The sequence below is a fragment of the Pantoea sp. SYBGC1 genome, assembly GCF_057197005.1.
Window position 1 is genome coordinate 315700 of record NZ_JBXUNM010000001.1, and the last position, 22721, is coordinate 338420.

Genomic DNA, 22721 nt, shown 5'->3' on the forward strand with positions numbered 1-22721 from the left:
ACCGCGCGCGTTTACGGCTACAGTGTCTGCCGGATCGGGCTGACAGGGAACAGGCTATGCGGTTACTTATTCTGCTATTTGTGCTGATGGTCACAGGGTGCAGTCATCATGCGCCTCCGCCTGATTCCCGTCTCTCAGATCCGGCCGCCGTGCAGACCCGGCTTAACTATCAGCTCAGCCGCTGGCAGGGCACGCCATACCGCTATGGTGGCCTCAGTCCGCGTGGGATCGACTGCTCCGGATTTGTCCTGCTGACGTTCCGCGATCGCTTTGACATCGCGCTGCCACGCTCCACGCGTGCTCAGACAAAAATCGGCAACCGTATCGATCCGCGCGATTTGCTGCCTGGCGATCTGCTGTTTTTCAAAACCGGCAGCGGCGAAAACGGGCTGCATGTCGGTATTTATGCCAGCAACAATACCTTCATACACGCCTCTACCAGCAAAGGCGTTATTCGCTCTTCACTCAATAATGTTTACTGGCAGCGGGTGTTCTGGCAGGCGCGCAGAATATGACAAGTTGCATTCTGAATGAATGAAATAGCGCGGTGAAAAGAGGCGTTAATTCGCGCCAGGGGTTCTTTTTTTGCTGAAATAAAGCTCTCATTAAAATTGGTACTTTACCACCTGACAAATTGATACTAAAAATAGAGCTAAAGATTTTATCAGTGTGGATATTAACCCGGCGTATTTGGCTTAAGTATAATTTAATGATTAATAGCTTGCATTAGGCGTTAAAACACCTTCTCTTCCGGCGTTTGGTGCTATTGCCTGACTCTTTTCATTGATATACGATGCGTCCATTGCCACTGCCTCTGGCTGTAAAAAATGAAAGTCCATATTTCGGCCGACTATCAGTCGGAAACCTGGTTTTATCCGGCTTATACGCTGGAGGGCCAGCTCACTGCGGTTGAGCTGGTTACACAGTTTGTTCATGACAGTGCGCCAATTACGTTGCCACAGGATTTACTGTTGCCGCAGCTCGATGCAAATCAGCAGTTAAGGCTGCTGCAGGCTCAGCTTTCAATCCTGGAAAAGCACCGCGCTTTCTTTGAGCGTAATCATGTTGATGCGCTAATGAGAATTGATGAATCGCTGGCTGAAACGCTGCTGGAGAGTGAACTTCTGTTAAGGAAATTTAAACAGCTGCCATTTATCGTAATGGAGATCAGCGAAACGTTTCCGCAATTATCTGCCGGCAAAGCGCATCCGGTTTTATCCCGACTTAATCATCAATTCCGTTTATCGCTTTCACAATTTGGAGCTGGCAAAGCCCCGGCAACGGCGGTCTATGATTCGCTGTTTAGCGTCCTGAAGCTGGATAAACTATTTATCCAGAATCTGGCGAAGCGCGCCTCCTTTATCCCTTTTATGCAGACGGTTATCGATAATTTCAGCGGCTATACGCAGCAAATTATTATTTCTGGTATCGATGATGCGCTCCTGCTGAGCAAAGTCAGCGATCTGACCGGCGTGCACATTCAGGGTAACGTGTTCCCGGTGGTTAAAGCGGAACGGTTAGAAGATCTCATCACTCCTTTTCTGACGCAGACCACGCCCTCGCAGCAGTAATTCAGGCGCTGTTTTTCCCGGGCGCCCCGTGCCAGACTATCCTTTACTCTCTACACGCTATCCTGGTGCTGCATTATTAAGCACCTCTGGAGTATATATGCAATTTATCAATAGCTGGCAGCAGGAGCTGACCGGATATTACACATCGCTGCAGCCCACGCCGCTGACGGGAGGACGTCTCCTTTATCATAATGCGCCGCTGGCGGCGGAAATGGCGCTGGATGCGGAGCTGTTTGCCGGCGACGGTCACGGCGTATGGAGCGGTCAGGCGCTGCTGCCAGGCATGGCTCCGCTCGCCCAGGTATATAGCGGCCATCAGTTTGGCGTCTGGGCCGGGCAGCTGGGTGACGGACGCGGCCTGCTGCTGGGTGAGCAGCAGCTGGAAGATGGACGCAAGCTGGACTGGCATCTGAAAGGCGCAGGCTTAACGCCTTATTCCCGCATGGGAGATGGACGGGCGGTGATCCGCTCAAGCGTGCGGGAGTTTCTCGCTTCAGAAGCGTTACACCATTTGGGTATCCCCGGGACGCGCGCCCTGGCGCTGGCCATCGGTGACGAACCGGTGCTGCGCGAAACGCAGGAGCGCGGTGCGATGCTGATGCGTATTGCGGAGAGCCATCTGCGTTTTGGTCATTTTGAACACTTCTATTACGCAGGGGAGACGGATAAGGTCCGCCAGCTGGCGGACTATGCGATTCGTCATCACTGGCCGCACCTTCAGGCGGAACCGGATCGCTATCTGCTGTGGTTCACGGATGTGGCAGAACGTACCGCCCGCCTGATCGCACTGTGGCAGAGCGCAGGCTTTGCTCACGGAGTGATGAACACGGATAATATGTCGATTCTCGGCCTGACGCTGGATTACGGTCCCTACGGCTTTCTCGATGAGTACGATCCCGCCTTTATCTGTAACCACAGCGACTATCAGGGCCGCTATGCCTTCAACAATCAGCCAACGATTGGCCTGTGGAACCTCAACCGGCTGGCGCATGCGCTGTCGGGATTGCTGACCACGGAGCAGCTGAAGCAGGCGCTGAGTCACTATGAGCCTGAACTGATGCGCGTCTGGGGAGAGCGCATGCGGGCGAAACTTGGCCTGCTGACGCCGCAGGCAGAGGACAATACGATTCTGAGCAACCTGCTGGCGCTGATGAGCAATGAGCACAGCGATTACACCTTTACGTTTCGTCAGCTCAGCTATACCGAACAGCAGGAGGGGCGCTCGCCGCTGCGCGATGAGTTTATCGATCGCGACGCGTTTGATCGCTGGTATAGCAGCTATCAGCAGCGGCTGCTGCAGGATGAGGCCAGCGACAGCGAGCGACAGGCGGTGATGCAGGCGGCCAACCCGGCGATCGTGCTGCGCAACTATCTCGCCCAGCAGGTGATTGAAGAGGTGGAGCGGGGCAAGACTGCGGCCCTTAAAGAGCTGCATCTGGCGCTCCAGCGCCCCTTTGATGAAGCGGCCAGCAGCGCGGCGTTGCGCCAGCGGCCGCCGGAGTGGAGCAAAACGCTGGAGGTCAGCTGCTCCAGCTGATATCAGAAACGGCTGTCGACGGCGGCAGCCAGCTCTGCCAGTACCGCCGCGCTATCGTCCCATCCGAGGCAGGGATCGGTAATCGACTGGCCGTAAACCAGCGGCTGACCAGCCACCACTTTCTGATTTCCTTCCTGCAGAAAACTCTCAATCATAACGCCCGCTACCGCTCGCGAACCGGCGCGGATCTGCGCGGCGATATCGCGCGCTACATCACGCTGGCGACGATGCTGCTTAAGGCAGTTGCCGTGACTGAAATCGATCACCATCTGCTCAGACAGGCTGAACTCACGCAGGCTGGCCGCCGCCGCCGCCACATCTTCCGCATGATAGTTTGGCTGACGCCCGCCGCGCAGGATCACATGTCCGTGCGGATTGCCGCTGGTCTGATAAATGGTCATCTGGCCCGCTTTATCCGGCGAGAGGAACATATGGCTGGCGCGGGCAGCACGAATGGCGTCAACGGCGATCTGTACGTTACCATCCGTGCCGTTCTTAAACCCTACCGGGCAGGAGAGCGCAGAGGCCATTTCGCGATGGATCTGGCTTTCAGTGGTGCGGGCGCCAATGGCACCCCAGCTGATGAGATCGGCTATAAACTGGCCGATGACCATATCAAGAAATTCAGTCGCCGTTGGCAGACCCAGCGCATTGATATCCAGCAGCAGCTTACGCGCAATAGCAATGCCGCGATTTACGTCAAAGCTGCCATCAAGATCGGGATCGGAAATCAGTCCTTTCCAGCCCACCACGGTACGCGGTTTCTCAAAGTAGGCGCGCATGACAATTTCCAGCCGATCCTGATACCGCTCGCGCAGCTGCTGCAGGCGTGCCGCATAATCCAGCGCAGCGCGCGGGTCATGCAGCGAACAGGGTCCGATTATCACCAGCAGTCGCGGATCTTCGCCGGTCAGAATGCGCGCAATACGCTGGCGCGCGGCCGTAACGCTCTCTGCGATGTCAGACGATAGCGGGTGCTGGCTGGCCAGCGCGGCGGGCGTAATCAGGCTGCCAATTCGCGCCGTACGCAGTTCATCAGTTTTATTCATAGTGGCTCTCAAACAGGTTCTTCGCAGCGGTGATATACCGGGAAGTGATGAGGTTCACAATAAACCAATGCGTCCTGAATTCAACCAGCAAAATCACAGAGATAGTAAATACGCAGGTCGCTTAGCGCGTCAGTCAGTACATATGTCGCTCCAGCCCCATAATGTCGAGGATTTTGGTGGCGATCTCCTCGACCGAGTAGTTGGTACTGTTGAGGTAGCGAATCTGATGCGTACGGAACAGCGCTTCCACTTCACCCACTTCCAGCCGGCACTGGCGCAGCGAGGCGTAGCGGGTATTCTCCGCCCGCTCCTGGCGAATAGCCGCCAGCCGTTCCGGATCGATGGTCAGCCCGAACAGCTTGTGCTGATGCGCGCGCAGCGCAGGAGGAAGCTTAAGGTTATCCATATCATCGGCAATAAAGGGGTAGTTGGCTGCGCGAATACCAAACTGCATGGCAAGATAGAGGCTGGTCGGGGTTTTGCCACAGCGCGAAACGCCCAGCAGGATCACCTGAGCATCTTCGAGTCCGCGCAGTGAGATCCCGTCATCATGCGCCAGGGTGTAGTCAATCGCAGCGATACGCGCATCATACTTACCCAGGTTATTCGCGGTCAGCCCGTGAGTGCGGTGCGCCACCGGCATAGAGGAGATGCCCAGTTCACTCTGCAGGGGAGCCACCAGCGCCTGCACAATATCCTGACAAAACCCCTCACTCTCCAGAATGATGTCGCGAACTTCAGGCGTAACGATGGAAAAAAAGACCAGCGGCCGTACGCCGCTGCGCTGCCAGAGCGCGTTAATCTGCGCTTTTACCGCCTGGGCCCGCTGCACGTTTTCTACAAACGGCAGAGTAACGCTGTGTGTATCGACCGGAAACTGCGAGAGCACCGCGTGACCCAGCACTTCTGCTGTAATGGCGGTGCCGTCTGAAATATAAAACACGCTGCGTTCAGTGCTCATTAAAAAATGCTCTCTGGATGAATAGTGAATTAACTAATTTCATTTCAAATTAAATCGAAATGAAATATCCATATACCGCCGTGCTCCGACCGGAATAGGGTCATACCTGACGTTAATAGCATCGTAAAGAAAAAGCGATAAATAAACGCCAGCGCCCGCCACAGTTTCATAAATGACGCGCAGACTCTGACTGATGTCGTTTGCGCAACAGCAATCTGCTGATAATGCTATAAAAATGGAAAATTCATTATTGCAGCAAGCTGTTAGCAATAATAGCGCCGTTTGCGCAACGTCAGCCCCGGCAGGTAATAGTCTGATTTTGTCTCTCTTTTTTTGCTTTAACGATTCAACACTTAGTCTTTATAACCCAGTTATGCCAGGCTGCTGTGGCGAATAGCAAAATGTTCCATGTGCCTTAATCATTTAAAAGGATCATCTCAATGTCCAATCAAGACCAACAATCGCTAGTGCTCTGGTATAACCAGCTTGGCATGCATGATGTTGATCGGGTGGGAGGCAAAAATGCCTCTCTTGGAGAAATGATTACCAATTTGTCGTCGCTGGGCGTATCCGTCCCGAACGGCTTTGCCACGACGTCTGACGCGTTTAATCAGTTTCTCGACCAAAGCGGACTGAACCAGCGCATTTATGCACTACTGGATATCACGGATATTGATGACGTGGCGGCGCTGGCCCAGGCGGGCAAGCAGATCCGCCAGTGGGTCGTGGACACGCCGTTTCAGCCGGCGCTGGAAGCGGCTATTCGTACTGCTTATGAGCAACTTTCTGCTGATGATGCCGACGCCTCTTTTGCCGTCCGCTCATCCGCAACTGCCGAGGATATGCCTGACGCCTCATTCGCCGGGCAGCAGGAGACCTTCCTCAACGTGCAGGGGTTCGATGCCGTGCTGGTGGCGGTTAAGCACGTATACGCCTCGCTGTTTAACGATCGGGCTATCTCATACCGCGTGCATCAGGGCTACGATCATCGCGGCGTGGCACTCTCGGCCGGGGTGCAGCGTATGGTTCGCTCAGATCTCGCCGCCTCGGGCGTGATGTTTACTATTGATACTGAGTCTGGTTTTGATCAGGTCGTCTTTATCACTTCAGCCTGGGGGCTGGGTGAGATGGTGGTACAGGGTGCAGTCAACCCGGATGAGTTTTACGTGCATAAACCGACGCTGGCGGCAAACCGCCCGGCAATTGTCAGGCGGACGATGGGGTCTAAAAAAATCCGCATGGTATATGCCGATTCTCAGACGCATGGCGAGCAGGTACGCATTGAAGATGTGGAGCAGGCGACGCGCGATCGTTTCAGCCTGACCGACGATGAAGTGCAGGCGCTGGCACGCCAGGCGGTGCTGATTGAACAGCACTACAAGCGTCCAATGGACATCGAATGGGCAAAAGACGGGCATACCGGCAAGCTCTATATCGTACAGGCGCGACCGGAAACCGTACGCTCGAATGGTCAGGTGATGGAGCGCTACAGCCTGCAGGGCACGGGCCAGGTGCTGGTTGAAGGACGCGCCATCGGCCACCGTATCGGTGCGGGTGAAGTCAAGGTGATCCACGATATCAGCGAAATGCACCGCATTGAGAAGGGCGACGTGCTGGTCACCGATATGACAGACCCGGACTGGGAACCTATCATGAAAAAGGCGTCGGCTATCGTGACCAACCGCGGCGGACGCACCTGCCATGCGGCGATCATTGCACGTGAGCTGGGGATCCCGGCGGTGGTGGGATGTGGTGATGCCACCGATCACCTGCGTGACGGGCATAAAGTGACGGTTTCCTGCGCCGAAGGCGATACCGGCTACGTCTACAATGACCTGCTCGATTTTGAGATCGCCAGCTCTCAGGTCGACTCAATGCCCGAACTGCCGCTTAAAATCATGATGAACGTCGGTAATCCCGATCGCGCGTTTGACTTTGCCTGTCTGCCCAATGAAGGCGTGGGCCTGGCGCGGCTGGAGTTTATTATCAACCGCATGATCGGCGTGCATCCTAAAGCACTGCTGGAGTTTGATCAGCAGACGCCGGAGCTACAGCAGCAGATCCGCCAGATGATGAAAGGCTTTGACGATCCGGTTGAGTTCTATATCGCGCGTCTGACAGAGGGGATTGCTACCCTGGGCGCCGCCTTTGCGCCGAAGCGCGTCATTGTGCGCCTGTCCGATTTTAAATCGAACGAGTACGCCAATCTGGTCGGCGGAGAGCGCTATGAGCCGGAAGAAGAGAACCCGATGCTTGGCTTCCGGGGTGCCGGGCGCTACGTTGCCGACAGCTTCCGCGACTGTTTTGCGCTGGAGTGCGAAGCCGTGAAGCGGGTGCGCAATGAGATGGGGCTGAGTAACGTTGAAATCATGGTGCCTTTTGTACGCACTGTTGATCAGGCGGAGGCGGTCGTGGCTGAGCTGGCGAAACACGGGCTGAAGCGCGGTGAGGCGGGTCTGAAGGTGATTATGATGTGTGAAATCCCGTCAAACGCGCTGCTGGCAGAGCAGTTCCTGCAGCACTTCGACGGTTTCTCCATCGGCTCCAACGATATGACGCAGCTGGCGCTGGGGCTGGATCGCGATTCTGGCGTCGTTTCTGCTCTGTTTGATGAGCGCAATGAAGCGGTGAAAGCGCTGCTCTCAATGGCGATTCAGGCAGCAAAAAAACAGGGCAAATATGTCGGTATCTGCGGACAGGGTCCCTCAGATCATCAGGATTTTGCCGCGTGGCTAATGGATCAGGGCATTGACAGCCTGTCGCTTAATCCGGATACCGTGGTGGAAACCTGGCTGAGCCTGGCTGAGATTGAATCCGCTCAGCGCGCTTAACCTCTGAACATGGCGCGTAGGGTTATACTGTACGCGCCATGATTAATGCAGGCTTAAGCTGCGGATGAGCCGCTGTTTCAGCACAATAACCCTGAGTTTTAGTCGCTAAGCGTCCCGCCTGTTCAGACAGCACGCACTGCTACAGCAAGAGCTGAATACAGGCCAAAAAAAAGCCCATCACAGGGGATGGGCAAAGACTACACACAGCAATTCTTTTACGTTACTCAGGGGAAAAAGGTTGTTTAAAAATCAGTAGGTTGATTTCCAACATGAGAAACATATTATTTATTGCGCCTGCTATAGTCTTTAAGAATCCTCTTATTAGTTTAAAGCTGATAATCTTTTGTCGCCTTTTTTGCCCGCTGCACCGGACAATTCAGTATGAAAAATAATCATTTCAGCCAGGGAAACGGCGTCAGGCGCTAAAAAGCACGTTTTTTCTTAAAAACCGTTTATGAAAAACAGCGTGCCTGAAAAATGCCCGGGCATGAATGTTCAGGCCGATGCGACCATCCAGCTTATCAGAGCAGCTCTTCATGTTCTGTCAGCGCTTCAATTGCCGTTTCCACATCATCATCCGGCGCCGGGGCTTCATGCATCCAGACTGAAACCAGGCGATAAGAGACCGCCAGCACGACCGGGCCGATAAACAGGCCAATCATGCCAAAGGCGATCAGGCCGCCGATCACACCTGACAGGATCAGAATCATGGGTAAATCGGCACCCATGCGAATCAGCACCGGACGTAACACGTTGTCGAGCGTGCCGACAATACAGCTCCAGACCAGCAGCACCGTGCCCCATGTCGTATCACCGCTCCAGTAGAGCCAGATAATGGCGGGTACCAGAACAATCAGCGGACCCAGCTGGACCAGACAGGTCAGGATCATCAGCACCGTCAGCAGCGTGGCATAAGGTATACCCGATATCGCCAGTCCGATCCCGCCTAATACCCCCTGCACCAGCGCCGTGACGACAACACCCAGCGCAACGGCCCGTATCGCCTGTCCAGCCAGCAGCACCGCAGCATCGCCACGGGGTCCCCCCATACGGTAGGCGAAGTGGCGAATACCCTGTCCAACCTGCTCACCGCGCCAGTAAAGCAGCACGCTGAATAACAGCATCAGCGCCAGATGCAGCATAAAGCGGCCAAAATGTCCCGCCTGTGCGACAAAAAAGCCCGTGGTGCGGCCAATATAGGGCTGCACCTGACGCATGATGGCTGAACCGCCGCCATCTACCAGCTTATGGTAACTGACATAAAGTTTGCTGCCGACATAAGGGATCTCCCGCAGCCAGGCGAATTCCGGCATCAGCAGATGGCGCTGGGTAGCCCAGGCGATAACCGGGGCGCTGTTGTCAATCAGGCTGCTGACCAGCAGCGCAATCGGAATGATAAACAGCAGCAGCAGCAGAATTGTCATGGCGATAACGGCCAGGGAGCGGCGTCCCCACAGCAGATGCTGCAGGCGAATCATAAGTGGCCAGGTTGCGATAACAACCATGCTTGCCCAGGCAAAGCCCAGAATAAAAGGTTGTACCACCCAGAGACAGGCGATAATCATCAGCAAAATAAACATCAGTGAGAACAGCAGTTGCGGCAGATCCACACCGCGTTGCAGGCTTTTCATAACAGCGATTTAACCTCAGTTAATCCTTCAGGAAGGGCCCCTGGCCCGGGATCATCATGCGCTATTTCCTGAAAATTAAACAGGAAAAGCAGGGCCACAGAAGCGGGGGAAGGGAAATGCCAGCAGACAGGAAAAAAATGTGATACAACCAGACGTTAAAAAATTACTACGCAAACGTTTACAACATCCCGGTCACGACACCATGATCCCACAAATTCCGCAGGCTCCTGGCCTGGTTCAGCAAGTTCTCGCCTTTTTGCAGGCGCTTAAAGAGCAGGGTTTTACCGGCGATACCGCTACCAGCTATGCCGACCGTCTCTCACTCTCCACGGATAACAGCATCTATCAGCTTCTGCCGGATGCGGCACTGTTTCCGCGTTCGACCGCAGATATCGCCCTGATTGCGCGGCTCGCCGGTGAGGACGCTTTTGCCAGCCTGACGTTTACACCACGCGGCGGCGGCACCGGCACCAATGGACAGTCGCTGAATCAGGGCATTGTGGTTGATATGTCGCGCTACATGAACCGCATTCTGGAGATCAACACCGAGCAGGGCTGGGTGCGGGTTGAGGCAGGAGTGGTGAAAGATCAGCTCAACGCCTGGCTCAGGCCATACGGTTTCTTCTTTTCACCGGAGCTCTCCACCAGTAACCGCGCCACGCTGGGGGGGATGATCAACACCGATGCCTCAGGTCAGGGATCGCTGGTATACGGTAAAACCTCCGATCATGTTGAGGGGTTACGCGCGGTGCTGCTGGGCGGCGATATCCTTGATACGCGCGCCATACCGGTGGCGCTGGCGGAGCAGCTCGCTGCAACGCCGACGCCTGAGGGTCGTATCTACCAGACGGTACTGCAAAGCTGTCGTGAGCAGCGTGCGCTGATCCTGGAAAAATTTCCAAAGCTTAATCGCTTTCTGACCGGTTACGATCTGCGCCACGTCTTCAGTGATGACATGCAGCAGGTCGATCTCACGCGGCTGTTGTGCGGCGCCGAGGGCACGCTGGCGTTTATTACGGAAGCGCGTCTGGATATCACGCCAATCCCCAAAGTCCGTCGTCTGGTCAACGTCAAATATGAGTCATTCGACTCCGCGCTGCGCAACGCATCATTTATGGTAGAAGCACAGGCGCTGTCAGTAGAGACGGTGGATTCTAAAGTGCTGAATCTGGCGCGGGAGGATATTGTCTGGCACTCCGTTAAGGAGCTGATCACCGATATCCCTGATAAAACGATGCTGGGACTGAATATCGTGGAGTTTGCCGGCGATGACGGCGCACTTATCGAACAGCAGATCGCCCGTCTCTGCGACCGGCTGGATACGCTGATGGCTGAGCGGCAGGGGGGCGTTATAGGTTATCAGATCTGTAATGAACTGGCTGAGGTCGAGCGTATTTACGCGATGCGCAAGAAGGCAGTTGGCCTGCTGGGCAATGCGCAGGGGCGTGCCAAGCCGATTCCGTTTGTGGAAGATACGGCGGTGCCGCCGGAGCAGCTGGCCGATTATATTGCTGAGTTTCGCACGCTGCTGGATAGCCACGGCCTGAGCTACGGTATGTTTGGCCATGTTGATGCGGGCGTGCTGCACGTGCGTCCGGCGCTGGATATGTGCGATCCGCAGCAGGTGCTGCTGATGAAGCAGATTTCAGATGAAGTGGTCGCGCTGACGGCCCGGTACGGCGGGTTACTGTGGGGGGAGCATGGCAAAGGTTTCCGCGCGCAGTATAGTCCGGCTTTTTTCGGTGAAACGCTGTTTACTGAGCTGCGTCGTATTAAACGCGCGTTCGATCCCGCTAACCGGCTGAATCCGGGTAAAATCTGCACGCCGCTGGAGAGCGATGCGCCGATGATGCAGGTGAATGGCGCGATGCGCGGCGATCTGGATCGTCAGATTCCGCTGACGGTACGCACCAGCTGGCGCGGCGCGATGGAGTGCAACGGCAACGGCCTCTGCTTCAATTTTGATGTGCGCAGCCCGATGTGTCCGTCGATGAAAATCACCCGCAATCGTATTCACTCGCCGAAAGGACGCGCAACGCTGACGCGTGAATGGCTGCGCCTGCTGTCGGAGCAGGGCGTTGATCCTGACCAGCTTGAGCAGGCGCTGCCGCAGCAGGGCGCCAGCCTGCGTATGCTGATTCAGCGTACGCGTAACAGCTGGCACGCTAACCGCGGAGAGTACGATTTTTCCCATGAGGTAAAAGAGGCGATGTCGGGCTGTCTGGCCTGTAAAGCCTGTTCGACCCAGTGCCCGATTAAAATCGATGTGCCCGATTTCCGCGCGCGCTTTTTACAGCTTTACCATACGCGCTATCTGCGTCCGGTCAGCGATCACCTGGTGGCCAGCGTAGAGAGCTATGCGCCGCTGATGGCCAAAGCGCCAAAGGTGTTCAATTTCTTCCTGCAGCAGCCGTGGATGCGCGAATTCAGCAAAACGCATATCGGTATGGTGGATTTGCCTCAGCTCTCCGCACCTAACCTTAAACAGCGTCTCAGCGGGCATCCGGCAATGAACCTGACGCTGGAGCAGCTGGAAGCGATGGATAGCGCGGCACGGCAGCAGTGCGTGCTGGTGGTGCAGGATCCGTTTACCAGCTACTACGAAGCGCAGCTGGTGACCGACTTTATATCACTGATTGAAAAACTGGGTTACCGTCCGGTGCTGCTGCCTTTCTCTCCCAACGGGAAAGCGCAGCATGTTAAGGGGTTTCTGCAGCGCTTCGCCCGTACCGCGGCGAAAACCGCCGAACTGCTTAATCGGGTGGCAAAACTGGGGATCCCGATGGTCGGGGTCGACCCTGCCACGGTGCTCTGCTATCGCGATGAGTATCAGCAGGTCCTGAAAAACAAGCGCGGTGATTTCAGTGTGCTGCTGGTGCATGAGTGGCTGCAGCAGGCGCTGGCTGATGGCGTAAATCAGCCGGTCAGCGGCGAGCCCTGGTATCTGTTTGCGCACTGTACGGAAGTGACCGCACTGCCCGCTACGCCGGATCAATGGCAGAAGATATTTGCCCGTTTCGGTGCCCGGCTGGAAAATATCAATACCGGCTGCTGCGGCATGGCGGGGACATATGGCCACGAGGCGCAGCATCTGGAGAACTCGCTCGGCATTTATGCGCTCTCCTGGCATCCGCAGCTGCAGCGGCTGCCGCGCCAGCGCTGTCTGGCGACCGGCTTTTCCTGTCGCAGCCAGGTGAAACGCGCCGAAGGCAACGGCATGCGTCATCCTTTACAGGCGCTGCTGGAATTGATGTAAACAAAATGTAGGAGCCGTCACAAAGCTGGATTAGAATATCCAGCCAGCGTGGCGAACAAAATCACGCTGCAGGTCCGTTATCTGGTCCCAGTCGCCGCTTTGTGCGAGCTTTTGGCACAAATGCGTCAGCGACTGGCGGGCGAACTGATACGCCTGCAGGCGAAACAGCCGGTCACGGTCATCGTTGCCCATCTCCTGAATCAGGCGATGGTGCAGTTTGCCTATGGCGTGCAGATAGCTGCGATCGTCGCCGTTGATATCGCAGATTTCCGCCATATCCAGGCAGGTATCGTTAAACCGGCGCAGCTGCTCCAGTGAGCACTCTGGCCGGTTGAGTCTGGCTTCGGCCAGATAAAAATCTACGGTGATGTCGCGCACGGCAAATCGGTAGTCGCTGATTTTGTGTTGTAACCAGGCTGAAACGGTACGTGTCATAGCGCCGCCTAAATAGTTAATGATAATCATTATCATATTAAACTGCGTCAGGAATGCAATTCCCGCTAAAGAAATATATTGATGTCTGTAACCTGTTACTAAAATCGGCAATAACAATCTCTTTACATTCGGTAAAGGCGTAACCTGTATACAGGTTAATTGCTTTAAGGCCGGTTTTTATAAAATGTTATGATATCAGTAGGTTGTAATATTTGTCCCGGATGAAAACTGTCTGCTACAGGCCGTACTAAAGGGACTATGCTTAATAATTAAGCAGAAAAAACAGCACGAGATGATTATCCCTGCAAAACAAGAGGTTGAAGTGATAGGCGATATCACTACCATAGGGGGATAGCCTGAGAAGGTCCAGACTTGCGAGGTACAACGATGTCATCAGTAAATGCCGCGTCCTTTTCTCCTGACGATTTTGTCTGGAAAGGACTTACGCTGACCGAGTCGGCAGCGAAACAGATTCTGACTCTGGCTGAACAGGACCCGGAAGTAAAGGGTCTGAAGCTGAGCGTGAAACAATCTGGCTGTGCCGGTTTTGGTTATGTCATGGATCTGGTAAAAGAACCAGCCGATGACGATCTGCAGTTTGAGCAGTTTGGCGCAAAACTCTTTGTGCCGCTTCAGGCAATGCCGTTTGTCGACGGCACTGAGCTGGACTATGTCCGTGAAGGCCTGAACCAGATCTTTAAATTCAATAACCCTAAAGCTCAGCACGCCTGCGGGTGCGGTGAAAGCTTTGGCGTCGAGTAAGTGAAATATGTCACGACATAGCGAAGCATCTGATGATGTACAGACCTGGGAAGGCAAGCTCAACTATAAAGAGGGCTTCTTTACCCGGTTACAAACCGATGAGCTGGCACACGGCATTAATGAAGATGTCGTGCGTGCGATCTCGGCTAAACGCAATGAACCAGAGTGGATGCTTGAGTTCCGGCTCAAGGCTTTCCGTGCCTGGCTGGAAATGGAAGAGCCGCACTGGTTAAAAGCGCACTATGACAAGCTCGACTACCAGGATTACAGCTACTTTTCTGCGCCGTCATGCGGGAACTGCGACGACAGCTGCGCGTCTGAGCCGGGTGCAACCCAAGCGTCGGGCAGCGTGGCCTCCAGTGACTACCTGACTCAGGAAGTGGAAGACGCGTTTAATCAGCTGGGTGTTCCGGTGCGTGAAGGTAAAGAGGTCGCTGTCGATGCGATTTTCGATTCCGTGTCGGTCTCAACTACCTACCGCGACAAGCTGGCCAAACAGGGCATTATCTTCTGCTCATTTGGTGAAGCGATCCATGACCATCCGGAACTGGTACAGAAGTATCTGGGTACCGTCGTGCCACACAACGATAACTTCTTTGCTGCGCTTAACTCAGCGGTCGCCTCCGATGGCACCTTTGTTTATATCCCGAAAGGGGTACGCTGCCCGATGGAGCTGTCGACCTATTTCCGCATCAACGCGGCGAAAACAGGTCAGTTTGAGCGCACCATTCTGATTGCAGATGAAGACAGCTATGTCAGCTACATTGAGGGCTGCTCGGCGCCGGTGCGTGACACTTATCAGCTGCACGCAGCGGTCGTTGAAGTCATCATCCATAAAAATGCTGAAGTAAAATACTCCACGGTACAGAACTGGTTCCCTGGCGGTGAAGGTGAGGGCGGTATCCTCAACTTCGTTACCAAGCGCGCCCTGTGCGAAGGCGATCACAGCAAGATGTCCTGGACGCAGTCTGAGACCGGCTCTGCGATTACCTGGAAATATCCAAGCTGCATTCTGCGCGGTGACTACTCCGTAGGTGAGTTCTACTCGGTTGCGCTGACCAGCGGTCGCCAGCAGGCGGATACCGGGACCAAGATGATCCATATCGGTAAAAACACCAAATCGACCATTATCTCTAAAGGGATATCGGCGGGTAAAAGCCAGAATACCTACCGCGGTCTGGTGAAAATCATGCCGACGGCAACCAATGCGCGTAACTTTACGCAGTGTGACTCGATGCTGATTGGTCCCGATTGCGGTGCGCATACTTTCCCGTATGTGGAAACGCGCAACAACACAGCGCAGCTTGAGCATGAAGCCACCACGTCACGTATTGGCGAAGATCAGATGTTCTACTGCCTGCAGCGCGGCATCAGCGAAGAAGATGCGATCTCTATGATCGTCAACGGCTTCTGTAAAGATGTTTTCTCCGAGCTGCCACTGGAATTTGCCGTGGAAGCACAAAAACTGTTAGCGATCAGCCTTGAGCACAGTGTCGGCTGATGCCACACGCGTTGCCGGAAGCAATGTGAAGGAATAAGTATGTTAAGTATTAAAGATTTACAGGTTAGCGTTGAAGATAAAGAGATTTTGCGCGGTCTGAACCTGGAAGTTAAACCAGGTGAAGTCCACGCCATCATGGGCCCGAATGGCTCAGGCAAAAGTACGCTTTCAGCAACGCTGGCGGGTCGCGAAGATTACGAGATCACCGGTGGCTCCGTCACCTTTAAAGAGAAAGATCTGCTGGCGCTGGAACCTGAAGAGCGTGCCGGAGAAGGCATCTTTATGGCGTTCCAGTACCCGGTAGAGATCCCGGGTGTCAGCAACCAGTTTTTCCTGCAGACCTCTGTTAATGCGGTACGCAAATATCGCGAGCAGGAAGAGCTGGATCGCTTCGACTTCCAGGATTTTATCGAAGATAAGATCAAGCTGCTGAAAATGCCGGAAGATTTGCTGACGCGTTCAGTTAACGTCGGCTTCTCCGGTGGTGAGAAGAAGCGTAATGATATTCTGCAGATGGCGGCGCTGGAGCCGGAACTCTGCATTCTCGATGAGACCGATTCGGGTCTGGATATTGATGCTCTGAAAATCGTGTCTGAGGGCGTTAACAGCCTGCGCGACGGTAAGCGCTCTTTCATCATCGTAACGCACTATCAGCGTATCCTGGATTACATTAAGCCGGATCACGTGCACGTTCTTTATCAGGGTAAAATCGTTAAGTCTGGCGACTTTTCACTGGTGAAACAGCTGGAGGAGCAAGGCTATGGCTGGCTTACCGACGAAGAGTGATAATGCCCTGCAGCAGTGGCACCATCTGTTTGAGTCTCGCGGCGAGCAGCGCTCGCTGCAGGCGCAACAGCACTGGCAGCAGCTGATGCGTGAAGGCTTGCCTACCCGCAAGCATGAAAACTGGAAATATACGTCGCTGGAGAGCCTGCTGGGACAGCACTTTGTGCTGCCTTCCGCGCAGAGCCTCAGCCGCGAGCAGGCGGATGCGCTGGCGCTGCCGCTGGATGCGGTACGACTGGTATTTGTTGATGGCCGCTTCCAGCCTGCGCTGAGCAGCACGGAAACCGATCTGTTTGAGATCCAGCACGTTCAGGCAGCGGAGCGTCGCGATTTGCCGGCGCCGGTACAGCCGGAGATTTTCCTGCATCTGACGGAGAGCCTGGCAGAAGAGGTGACGACAGTTCGTCTGGCGCGCGGCAAAGCAGCTACCCGCCCACTCTACCTGCTGCATATCACCAGCGGTCAGGCAGATGCGCTTAATACCGTGCACCATCGTCATCATGTAGAGCTGGAGCAGAGTGCGGTAGCGGAAATCGTTGAGCACTATGTCACGCTGAATGACGCGGCGCACTTTACCGGCGCACGAATCACCTTTGCCGTGGCGGATAATGCGCAGCTGAAACATACCAAGCTCGCCTTTGAAACCAGCAGCAGCTATCACTTTGCGCATAATGACATTGTGATGGGGCAGGATGCGCGCGTCAGCAGCACCAGCTTCCTGCTGGGCGCAGGTCTGTCACGTCATAACACCAGCACCCAGCTGAATGGCGAAAACAGCGAGCTGGCAATGAACAGCCTGGTTCTGCCGGTGGGCAGCGAAATCGCAGATACCCGCAGCTATCTGGAGCACAACAAAGGCCACTGCCTGAGTCGTCAGCTGCATAAAACCATTTCGCGCGAAAAGGGCCGTGCCGTCTTCAATGGTCACATCAAAGTGGCACAGCACGCGCTGAAAACCGATGGCCAGATGACCAACAACAATCTGCTGCTGGGCCGGCTGGCTGAAGTCGATACCAAGCCACAGCTGGAGATCTACGCCGATGACGTTAAATGCAGTCATGGTGCCACCATCGGCCGTATTGATGATGAGCAGATGTTCTATCTGCGCTCGCGCGGTATCGCTGAAGAAGCGGCGCAGCAGATGATCATCCACGCTTTTGCCGCCGAACTGACCGAAACGCTGGATGATGACATCCTGCGTCAGGCGGTGCTGGCACGCATCTCACAGCGTTTCCCTGGAGTACATTCATGAGTTTCGATTCCGAACGAGTCAGAGCGGAGTTTCCGATCCTGAGTCGTGAGGTCAACGGACACCCGCTGGCCTACCTTGACAGCGCGGCCAGCGCACAGCGTCCGCTCGCGGTAATCAACGCGGAAAGTCATTTTTATCAGCACGGCTATGCCGCCGTGCATCGCGGCATCCATTCGCTGAGTGCCCAGGCCACCAGCGATATGGAAGCGGTACGTGCGCAGGCCGCGGCATTTCTGAATGCGGCTTCGCATGAAGAGATTATCTTTGTTAAAGGCACTACCGAAGGCATTAACCTGGTAGCCAATAGCTGGGGCGGCAGTCAGCTGCAGCCCGGTGACAATCTCATCATTACCGAGATGGAGCACCACGCTAACATCGTGCCGTGGCAGATGGTGGCACAGCGCACCGGTGCTGAGATCCGCGTCCTGCCGCTCAGCGACAGTGGCGAACTGGCTACAGAGCAGCTTGCTTCGCTCATCGACAGCCGCACCCGGCTACTGGCGGTCACGCACGTCTCTAACGTGCTGGGCACCGTTAACCCGGTTAAGGCGCTGGTCGCTCAGGCGAAAGCAGCCGGCCTGGTCACACTGATTGATGGCGCACAGGCGGTGATGCATCACGCCGTTGACGTGCAGGATATCGACTGTGATTTCTACGTGTTCTCCGGACATAAGATCTACGGTCCGACCGGTATTGGCGTGCTCTATGCGCGTAAAGCGCTGCAGGAGCAGATGCCGCCGTGGGAAGGCGGGGGTTCCATGATTGATCAGGTCATGCTGCCGGTGGGAACCACCTGGAACAGCGCGCCGTGGCGCTTTGAAGCGGGTACGCCTAATACCGGCGGTATCATCGGTCTGGGTGCCGCACTGAACTGGGTAAGTGAACTGAGTCTTGACGCTATTCATGCACGCGAAAGCGCGCTGATGCGTTATGCGCTGGACAAACTCGCTTCAGTACCGGACATCGTGCTTTATGGCCCTGCGCAGCGCAGCGGGGTGATCGCCTTCAACCTGGGTAAACATCACGCCTTTGACGTTGGCAGCTTCCTCGATCAGTATGGTATTGCCATTCGCACCGGTCACCACTGTGCGATGCCGCTGATGCGCCACTATGCCGTACCGGCGATGTGTCGCGCCTCCTTCGCGCTTTATAACACCGAAGATGAGGCGGATCGGCTGGCCGCTGGCCTGACGCGTATCCATCGCCTGCTGGGCTAAGCAGATTTCAGGAGTAACAGATGGCGAACCTGCCGGAAAAAGAGAAGCTGGTGCGCAACTTTAATCGTTGCGCTAACTGGGAAGAGAAGTACCTTTACATCATTGAGCTGGGTGCAAAATTACCAGAATCCTCTGAAATCCTGCATCAGCCTGAGCATGTCATTTCAGGCTGTCAGAGCCAGGTCTGGATCCGCATGACGCCGCAGGCGGACGGATCGATGGCGTTTGAAGGGGATAGCGACGCAGCTATTGTTAAGGGATTGATTGCAGTAGTATTTAGCCTTTATCAGGGGCTGAAACCGCAGGAGATCCTCGAGCTGGATGTGCGCCACTGGTTTGCGGAACTGGCGCTGACTCAGCATCTGACGCCAACGCGTTCTCAGGGGCTGGAAGCGATGATCCGCGCTATCCGTCATAACGCTCAGCAGCTCTGCTAAGGTACACTCTTCAGACCCCGGTTTAGCCGGGGTCTTTTCCATCCAGAAAGAGAAACCTGCATGAAACCTGCGTTACGTTTAGCTGGTGCACTGCTGCTGTCCTGCTTCGGACTCTCTGCACCTGCAATGGCTACTGAATATGCTCTCCCTGCCGACGACAGCCGCCTGATCGGCGAAAACGTTCTGACCACTATCTCTGATAACAAACAGCCGCTGGAGAGCGTGGCAGCGCGCTACAGCACGGGACTGCTCGGCCTGCTGGAAGCAAACCCCGGTGTTGATCCCTGGCTGCCGGCGGCAGGAACGCAGATCACCGTGCCGCTGCAGATGCTGTTGCCGGATGCGCCGCGCAAAGGGATTGTGGTGAATCTGGCTGAGCTGCGCCTCTACTACTATCCGCCGGGAGAAAACCGCGTGGTGGTCTATCCGATTGGCATTGGCCAGTTAGGCGCTGCCACGCCCGATATGGTGACGCGTATCAGCCAGAAAATTCCCAACCCCACCTGGACACCGACGCCAAATATTCGCAAGCGCTATGCGAAAGAGGGTGTGACGCTGCCGGTGACGGTTCCGGCCGGCCCTGATAATCCGATGGGACTGTTCGCCCTGCGTCTGGCGTATGGCAAGGGACACTACCTGATCCACGGCACTAACGCTGACTTTGGCATCGGCATGCGCGTCAGCTCCGGCTGCATTCGCCTGCGTCCCGCTGATATTGAAGCGCTGTTCAACAGCGTCCCGGCAGGCACGCGCGTTCAGATTGTTAATCAGCCGGTGAAGTACGCCATCGAACCAGACGGTAAACGCTATATTGAGGTTCATCAGCCGCTGTCGCGCAGTGAAAAAGATGATCCGCAGACGCAGCCGCTGGTGCGCAGCAACGCTCTGAAAGCCTTTAGCCGCAGTGCGAAAAGCGACAGTGCGCTGATTGAGGAGGCGATGACGCGCCGTTCAGGTATGCCGATGCTGGTCAGCAGCGGTGAGCCGGTTGCCGCTGAGACGGCAGAGCAGGGTGCAGCAGAGCCACAGGGCTGAGGTCAGCCGGTCAGACAGCGCCACCGGGCGCTGGAGTCAGGACAAAAAAAATGGTGCCACCAGGGCACCATTTTTCAAACCAGAACTCTTACTTACGGTAAGAGTGAGCCTGGTTGTCCAGACGCTGGTTAGCGCGAGCTGCGTCATCTTTAGCAGCCTGAACGTCAGAACGCACTGCGTTCACGTCGTTGCTCAGCTGGTCAACTTTAGCGTTCAGAGTCTGAACGTCTGAAGACAGCTGATCGATTTTAGCGTTGCTTGAGCAACCAGCCAGCAGAGTTGAACCCAGGATTACCGCGCCCAGTACCAGTTTAGTACGTTTCATTTTATACCCTCTAGATTAAGTTAATCTCCATGTAGCGTTACAAGTATTGCACAAAGCTTTTTAAGTTGAGAATAAATTTTTGATGAGAACATGCTTAAATTTGATCGTTCGCTCAAAGAAGCAGCATCTGGCAGAATATGATGAAAATATTTAGCGAAAACAGAGGGATTTAATCGGATTAACCTTAATTCCACAACATATTGAATAGTTATTTTCGATTTGAATTTTTCTGATTATAGATTAGCGATGGAATAAAAAAAGCGCCGGTTAAGGCGCTTGTTTAAATAAAGTGTGACGTTAAATCAAATCACATGCACGGAAGCAGTGTTAGTCGTTCCGCTTGGCACCAGGGCACCTGAAACCATCACGACCACATCGCCTTTCTGCGCGTAGCCGCTTTCCAGCGCCAGCTCTTTACCAATACGATAGAAATCATCGGTTGATTCAATGCGGGCAACCAGGCGAGTCTCGATACCTTTGCTCAGGATCAGCTGGCGGGCGGTTGTCTGGTTAGTCGTCAGTGCAAGAATGGTTGCGTCCGGGAAGTACTTACGTACTGATTTTGCTGATTTACCGCCCTCGGTGGCTACAACAATCAGTGGTGCTTCCAGTTTCTCTGCGGTCTCAACGGCACCACGGCAGACAGCTTCCGTAATACGCAGCTTGCGGGAATCTTTCAGCTCGTCGATGCGTGATTTCATCACGCGATCGGTACGCTCACAGATGGTGGCCATGATCGTGACCGACTCCAGCGGATAGCGGCCTTTGGCGCTCTCACCAGACAGCATCACGGCGTCAGTACCGTCAAGAATGGCGTTAGCCACGTCGCCCGCTTCAGCACGGGTAGGGCGCGGGTTTTTGATCATGGAGTCGAGCATCTGCGTGGCCGTGATGACCACTTTACGGGCTTTGTTGCACTTTTTGATCATCATCTTCTGCGCGAAGATAACCTCTTCGACCGGGATCTCTACGCCCAGATCGCCGCGTGCAACCATGATGCCGTCAGACGCTTCGAGAATTTCATCGAAGTTGTTAAGGCCTTCCTGGTTCTCAATTTTAGAGATGATCTGAATGTTCTCGCCGCCATGCGCTTTCAGATGTTCGCGGATCTCCAGCACGTCAGAGCGTTTACGAATAAACGACGCGGCGACAAAGTCCACTCCCTGCTCACAGCCAAAAATCAGATCGCGCTTATCTTTTTCTGCCAGTGCGGGCAACTGGATAGAGACGCCAGGCAGGTTAACGCCTTTGTTTTCGCCGAGGTCGCCGTTATTCAGCACTTCACACACTACGCTGTTTTCCGTGACTTCAGTAACGGTCATGCCAATCAGGCCATCGTCGACCAGAACCGTGTTGCCAATTTTCAGATCTTCAGTAAAACCGGCATAGGTAACAGCGACGCGCTCATGGTTACCAATCACTGACTGATCGGTGGTAAAGGTAAAGGTCTGGCCCGCCTTGAGTGAAACGTCGTTGCCACCCTCCAGCTTCATGGTGCGGATTTCCGGTCCTTTGGTGTCCAGCAGAATCGCGGCCTGATGCCCCGTTTTTTCCATGACGGCACGCATATTTGCGATGCGCTGACCATGTTCGGCGTAATCACCGTGCGAGAAGTTGAGACGCATAACGTTCATGCCTGCTTCCAGCAGCTGGGTCAGCATCTCTTCTGATTCGGTTTTCGGCCCGATAGTACAAACAATCTTGGTCTTTTTCATGTCAGATATCTGTATGTTGTGATGGATGATAAAGGTCGGTATCCGATGCGCGGAGCACCGAAGTGAAAATGTGACGATTGTGGCTACGGATAATACAGAAGTAAGAATAGGTGACAGGAACTGAGCGTGCAGGGAAGTTATGCGTTGCAGAAGCAGGCCGGCAGAGCGGCGTTGCGCAAATCAGAGACATTGATGGCATAGGCACGTCAGCGCTGAAACCTTTCAGGTGAAACAACGAGCCATAGTATAATCGCTAAGTATGCGAAAACCAATATAAAAGCAGCAGGGGATATCGACCTGGATCAGGGAAAGTGATGTTGCGCAAGAAGAGGATACAGCGAAGTGGTGCGCTCTAATGGACTCGAACCATCGACCCCCACCATGTCAAGGTGGTGCTCTAACCAACTGAGCTAAGAGCGC

At 54.7% G+C, this 22721-nt stretch carries 18 protein-coding genes, 1 tRNA gene and 1 other RNA gene; 12 read left to right on the plus strand and 8 right to left on the minus strand.

Annotation, left to right across the window (positions count from 1 at the left end; genetic code table 11):
- Positions 1-56: 56 nt before the first annotated feature.
- The 3 genes from AC2CF9_RS01535 (at position 57) to AC2CF9_RS01545 (ending at position 3108) form a co-directional block, all read left to right on the plus strand.
- Positions 57-515, plus strand: a complete 459-nt coding sequence (locus AC2CF9_RS01535) for an NlpC/P60 family protein (RefSeq protein ID WP_150017425.1) — start codon at positions 57-59, stop codon at positions 513-515.
- A 312-nt stretch (positions 516-827) separates the two neighbouring features.
- On the plus strand, positions 828-1571 hold the full coding sequence (locus tag AC2CF9_RS01540) for an EAL domain-containing protein (protein ID WP_150017426.1): 744 nt from the start codon (positions 828-830) through the stop codon (positions 1569-1571).
- 97 nt (positions 1572-1668) lie between these two features.
- The gene (locus AC2CF9_RS01545; RefSeq protein WP_484556089.1) at positions 1669-3108 is read left to right on the plus strand and encodes a protein adenylyltransferase SelO; all 1440 of its coding nucleotides are present in this window, start codon (positions 1669-1671) and stop codon (positions 3106-3108) included.
- 2 nt (positions 3109-3110) lie between these two features.
- Here the strand turns inward: AC2CF9_RS01545 and AC2CF9_RS01550 are convergent, their stop codons facing one another.
- A complete protein-coding gene (locus AC2CF9_RS01550) occupies positions 3111-4157 on the minus strand; it encodes a 3-deoxy-7-phosphoheptulonate synthase (RefSeq protein WP_150017428.1) in 1047 nt (348 codons plus the stop codon).
- A 133-nt stretch (positions 4158-4290) separates the two neighbouring features.
- Complete coding sequence (gene ppsR / locus AC2CF9_RS01555) at positions 4291-5118, minus strand: posphoenolpyruvate synthetase regulatory kinase/phosphorylase PpsR (protein WP_484556090.1); 828 nt, start codon at positions 5116-5118, stop codon at positions 4291-4293.
- A gap of 440 nt (positions 5119-5558) precedes the next feature.
- Here ppsR and ppsA point away from each other — a divergent pair, with 440 nt between their 5' ends.
- Positions 5559-7949 carry a phosphoenolpyruvate synthase gene (gene ppsA, locus AC2CF9_RS01560; RefSeq protein ID WP_484556091.1) on the plus strand — a complete coding sequence of 797 codons (2391 nt, stop codon included), beginning with the start codon at positions 5559-5561 and terminating at the stop codon, positions 7947-7949.
- Positions 7950-8111: 162 nt separating this feature from the next.
- Here ppsA and rprA read toward each other — a convergent pair.
- Both rprA and ydiK read right to left on the minus strand, forming a co-directional pair.
- An RNA gene (rprA, locus tag AC2CF9_RS01565) (antisense sRNA RprA) lies at positions 8112-8220 on the minus strand.
- A gap of 250 nt (positions 8221-8470) precedes the next feature.
- The gene (gene ydiK / locus AC2CF9_RS01570; protein WP_484556092.1) at positions 8471-9580 is read right to left on the minus strand and encodes an AI-2E family transporter YdiK; all 1110 of its coding nucleotides are present in this window, start codon (positions 9578-9580) and stop codon (positions 8471-8473) included.
- 202 nt (positions 9581-9782) lie between these two features.
- Between ydiK and ydiJ the strand changes: the two genes are divergently transcribed.
- Positions 9783-12836: a D-2-hydroxyglutarate dehydrogenase YdiJ gene (gene ydiJ / locus AC2CF9_RS01575; protein WP_484556093.1), complete on the plus strand. Its 3054-nt coding sequence runs from the start codon at positions 9783-9785 to the stop codon at positions 12834-12836.
- 30 nt (positions 12837-12866) lie between these two features.
- On the opposite strand, the gene AC2CF9_RS01580 is transcribed toward ydiJ, so the two are convergent.
- A complete protein-coding gene (locus tag AC2CF9_RS01580; RefSeq protein WP_150017432.1) occupies positions 12867-13271 on the minus strand; it encodes a hypothetical protein in 405 nt (134 codons plus the stop codon).
- Between the two features lie 387 nt (positions 13272-13658).
- On the opposite strand from AC2CF9_RS01580, the gene sufA reads away from it, so the two are divergent.
- From sufA to AC2CF9_RS01615, 7 genes are read left to right on the plus strand one after another with little or no spacing between them, the layout of a single operon-like run.
- Positions 13659-14033, plus strand: coding sequence for a Fe-S cluster assembly scaffold SufA (sufA, locus tag AC2CF9_RS01585; RefSeq protein ID WP_150017433.1), 375 nt, complete (start codon positions 13659-13661; stop codon positions 14031-14033).
- A gap of 7 nt (positions 14034-14040) precedes the next feature.
- The gene (gene sufB / locus AC2CF9_RS01590) at positions 14041-15534 is read left to right on the plus strand and encodes a Fe-S cluster assembly protein SufB (RefSeq protein WP_039384104.1); all 1494 of its coding nucleotides are present in this window, start codon (positions 14041-14043) and stop codon (positions 15532-15534) included.
- Positions 15535-15573: 39 nt separating this feature from the next.
- A complete protein-coding gene (gene sufC, locus AC2CF9_RS01595) occupies positions 15574-16320 on the plus strand; it encodes a Fe-S cluster assembly ATPase SufC (protein ID WP_039384106.1) in 747 nt (248 codons plus the stop codon).
- Complete coding sequence (gene sufD / locus AC2CF9_RS01600) at positions 16295-17572, plus strand: Fe-S cluster assembly protein SufD (RefSeq protein WP_484556094.1); 1278 nt, start codon at positions 16295-16297, stop codon at positions 17570-17572. Before sufC ends, sufD begins: the two co-directional genes overlap by 26 nt.
- Complete coding sequence (gene sufS, locus AC2CF9_RS01605; RefSeq protein WP_484556095.1) at positions 17569-18789, plus strand: cysteine desulfurase SufS; 1221 nt, start codon at positions 17569-17571, stop codon at positions 18787-18789. The genes sufD and sufS overlap by 4 nt, the downstream gene beginning before the upstream one ends.
- A gap of 20 nt (positions 18790-18809) precedes the next feature.
- Positions 18810-19226, plus strand: coding sequence for a cysteine desulfuration protein SufE (gene sufE / locus AC2CF9_RS01610; protein ID WP_484556096.1), 417 nt, complete (start codon positions 18810-18812; stop codon positions 19224-19226).
- Positions 19227-19286: 60 nt separating this feature from the next.
- On the plus strand, positions 19287-20261 hold the full coding sequence (locus AC2CF9_RS01615; protein ID WP_484556097.1) for a L,D-transpeptidase family protein: 975 nt from the start codon (positions 19287-19289) through the stop codon (positions 20259-20261).
- A gap of 88 nt (positions 20262-20349) precedes the next feature.
- Here the strand turns inward: AC2CF9_RS01615 and AC2CF9_RS01620 are convergent, their stop codons facing one another.
- From AC2CF9_RS01620 to AC2CF9_RS01630, 3 genes are all read right to left on the minus strand, one after another.
- Complete coding sequence (locus AC2CF9_RS01620) at positions 20350-20586, minus strand: major outer membrane lipoprotein (protein WP_039384115.1); 237 nt, start codon at positions 20584-20586, stop codon at positions 20350-20352.
- A gap of 302 nt (positions 20587-20888) precedes the next feature.
- A complete protein-coding gene (gene pykF, locus AC2CF9_RS01625; protein ID WP_039384119.1) occupies positions 20889-22301 on the minus strand; it encodes a pyruvate kinase PykF in 1413 nt (470 codons plus the stop codon).
- 343 nt (positions 22302-22644) lie between these two features.
- Positions 22645-22721, minus strand: a tRNA-Val gene (locus AC2CF9_RS01630).

Coding starts and splice junctions, on each gene's coding strand:
- AC2CF9_RS01580 (WP_150017432.1), bottom strand. CDS start 13,271: ATGACACGTACCGTTTCAGCCTGGTTACAACACAAAATCAGCGACTAC.
- sufD (WP_484556094.1), top strand. CDS start 16,295: ATGGCTGGCTTACCGACGAAGAGTGATAATGCCCTGCAGCAGTGGCAC.
- AC2CF9_RS01620 (WP_039384115.1), bottom strand. CDS start 20,586: ATGAAACGTACTAAACTGGTACTGGGCGCGGTAATCCTGGGTTCAACT.
- sufB (WP_039384104.1), top strand. CDS start 14,041: ATGTCACGACATAGCGAAGCATCTGATGATGTACAGACCTGGGAAGGC.
- ppsR (WP_484556090.1), bottom strand. CDS start 5,118: ATGAGCACTGAACGCAGCGTGTTTTATATTTCAGACGGCACCGCCATT.
- AC2CF9_RS01545 (WP_484556089.1), top strand. CDS start 1,669: ATGCAATTTATCAATAGCTGGCAGCAGGAGCTGACCGGATATTACACA.
- ydiK (WP_484556092.1), bottom strand. CDS start 9,580: ATGAAAAGCCTGCAACGCGGTGTGGATCTGCCGCAACTGCTGTTCTCA.
- sufC (WP_039384106.1), top strand. CDS start 15,574: ATGTTAAGTATTAAAGATTTACAGGTTAGCGTTGAAGATAAAGAGATT.
- pykF (WP_039384119.1), bottom strand. CDS start 22,301: ATGAAAAAGACCAAGATTGTTTGTACTATCGGGCCGAAAACCGAATCA.
- AC2CF9_RS01535 (WP_150017425.1), top strand. CDS start 57: ATGCGGTTACTTATTCTGCTATTTGTGCTGATGGTCACAGGGTGCAGT.
- AC2CF9_RS01615 (WP_484556097.1), top strand. CDS start 19,287: ATGAAACCTGCGTTACGTTTAGCTGGTGCACTGCTGCTGTCCTGCTTC.
- ppsA (WP_484556091.1), top strand. CDS start 5,559: ATGTCCAATCAAGACCAACAATCGCTAGTGCTCTGGTATAACCAGCTT.
- AC2CF9_RS01550 (WP_150017428.1), bottom strand. CDS start 4,157: ATGAATAAAACTGATGAACTGCGTACGGCGCGAATTGGCAGCCTGATT.
- ydiJ (WP_484556093.1), top strand. CDS start 9,783: ATGATCCCACAAATTCCGCAGGCTCCTGGCCTGGTTCAGCAAGTTCTC.
- AC2CF9_RS01540 (WP_150017426.1), top strand. CDS start 828: ATGAAAGTCCATATTTCGGCCGACTATCAGTCGGAAACCTGGTTTTAT.
- sufE (WP_484556096.1), top strand. CDS start 18,810: ATGGCGAACCTGCCGGAAAAAGAGAAGCTGGTGCGCAACTTTAATCGT.
- sufA (WP_150017433.1), top strand. CDS start 13,659: ATGTCATCAGTAAATGCCGCGTCCTTTTCTCCTGACGATTTTGTCTGG.
- sufS (WP_484556095.1), top strand. CDS start 17,569: ATGAGTTTCGATTCCGAACGAGTCAGAGCGGAGTTTCCGATCCTGAGT.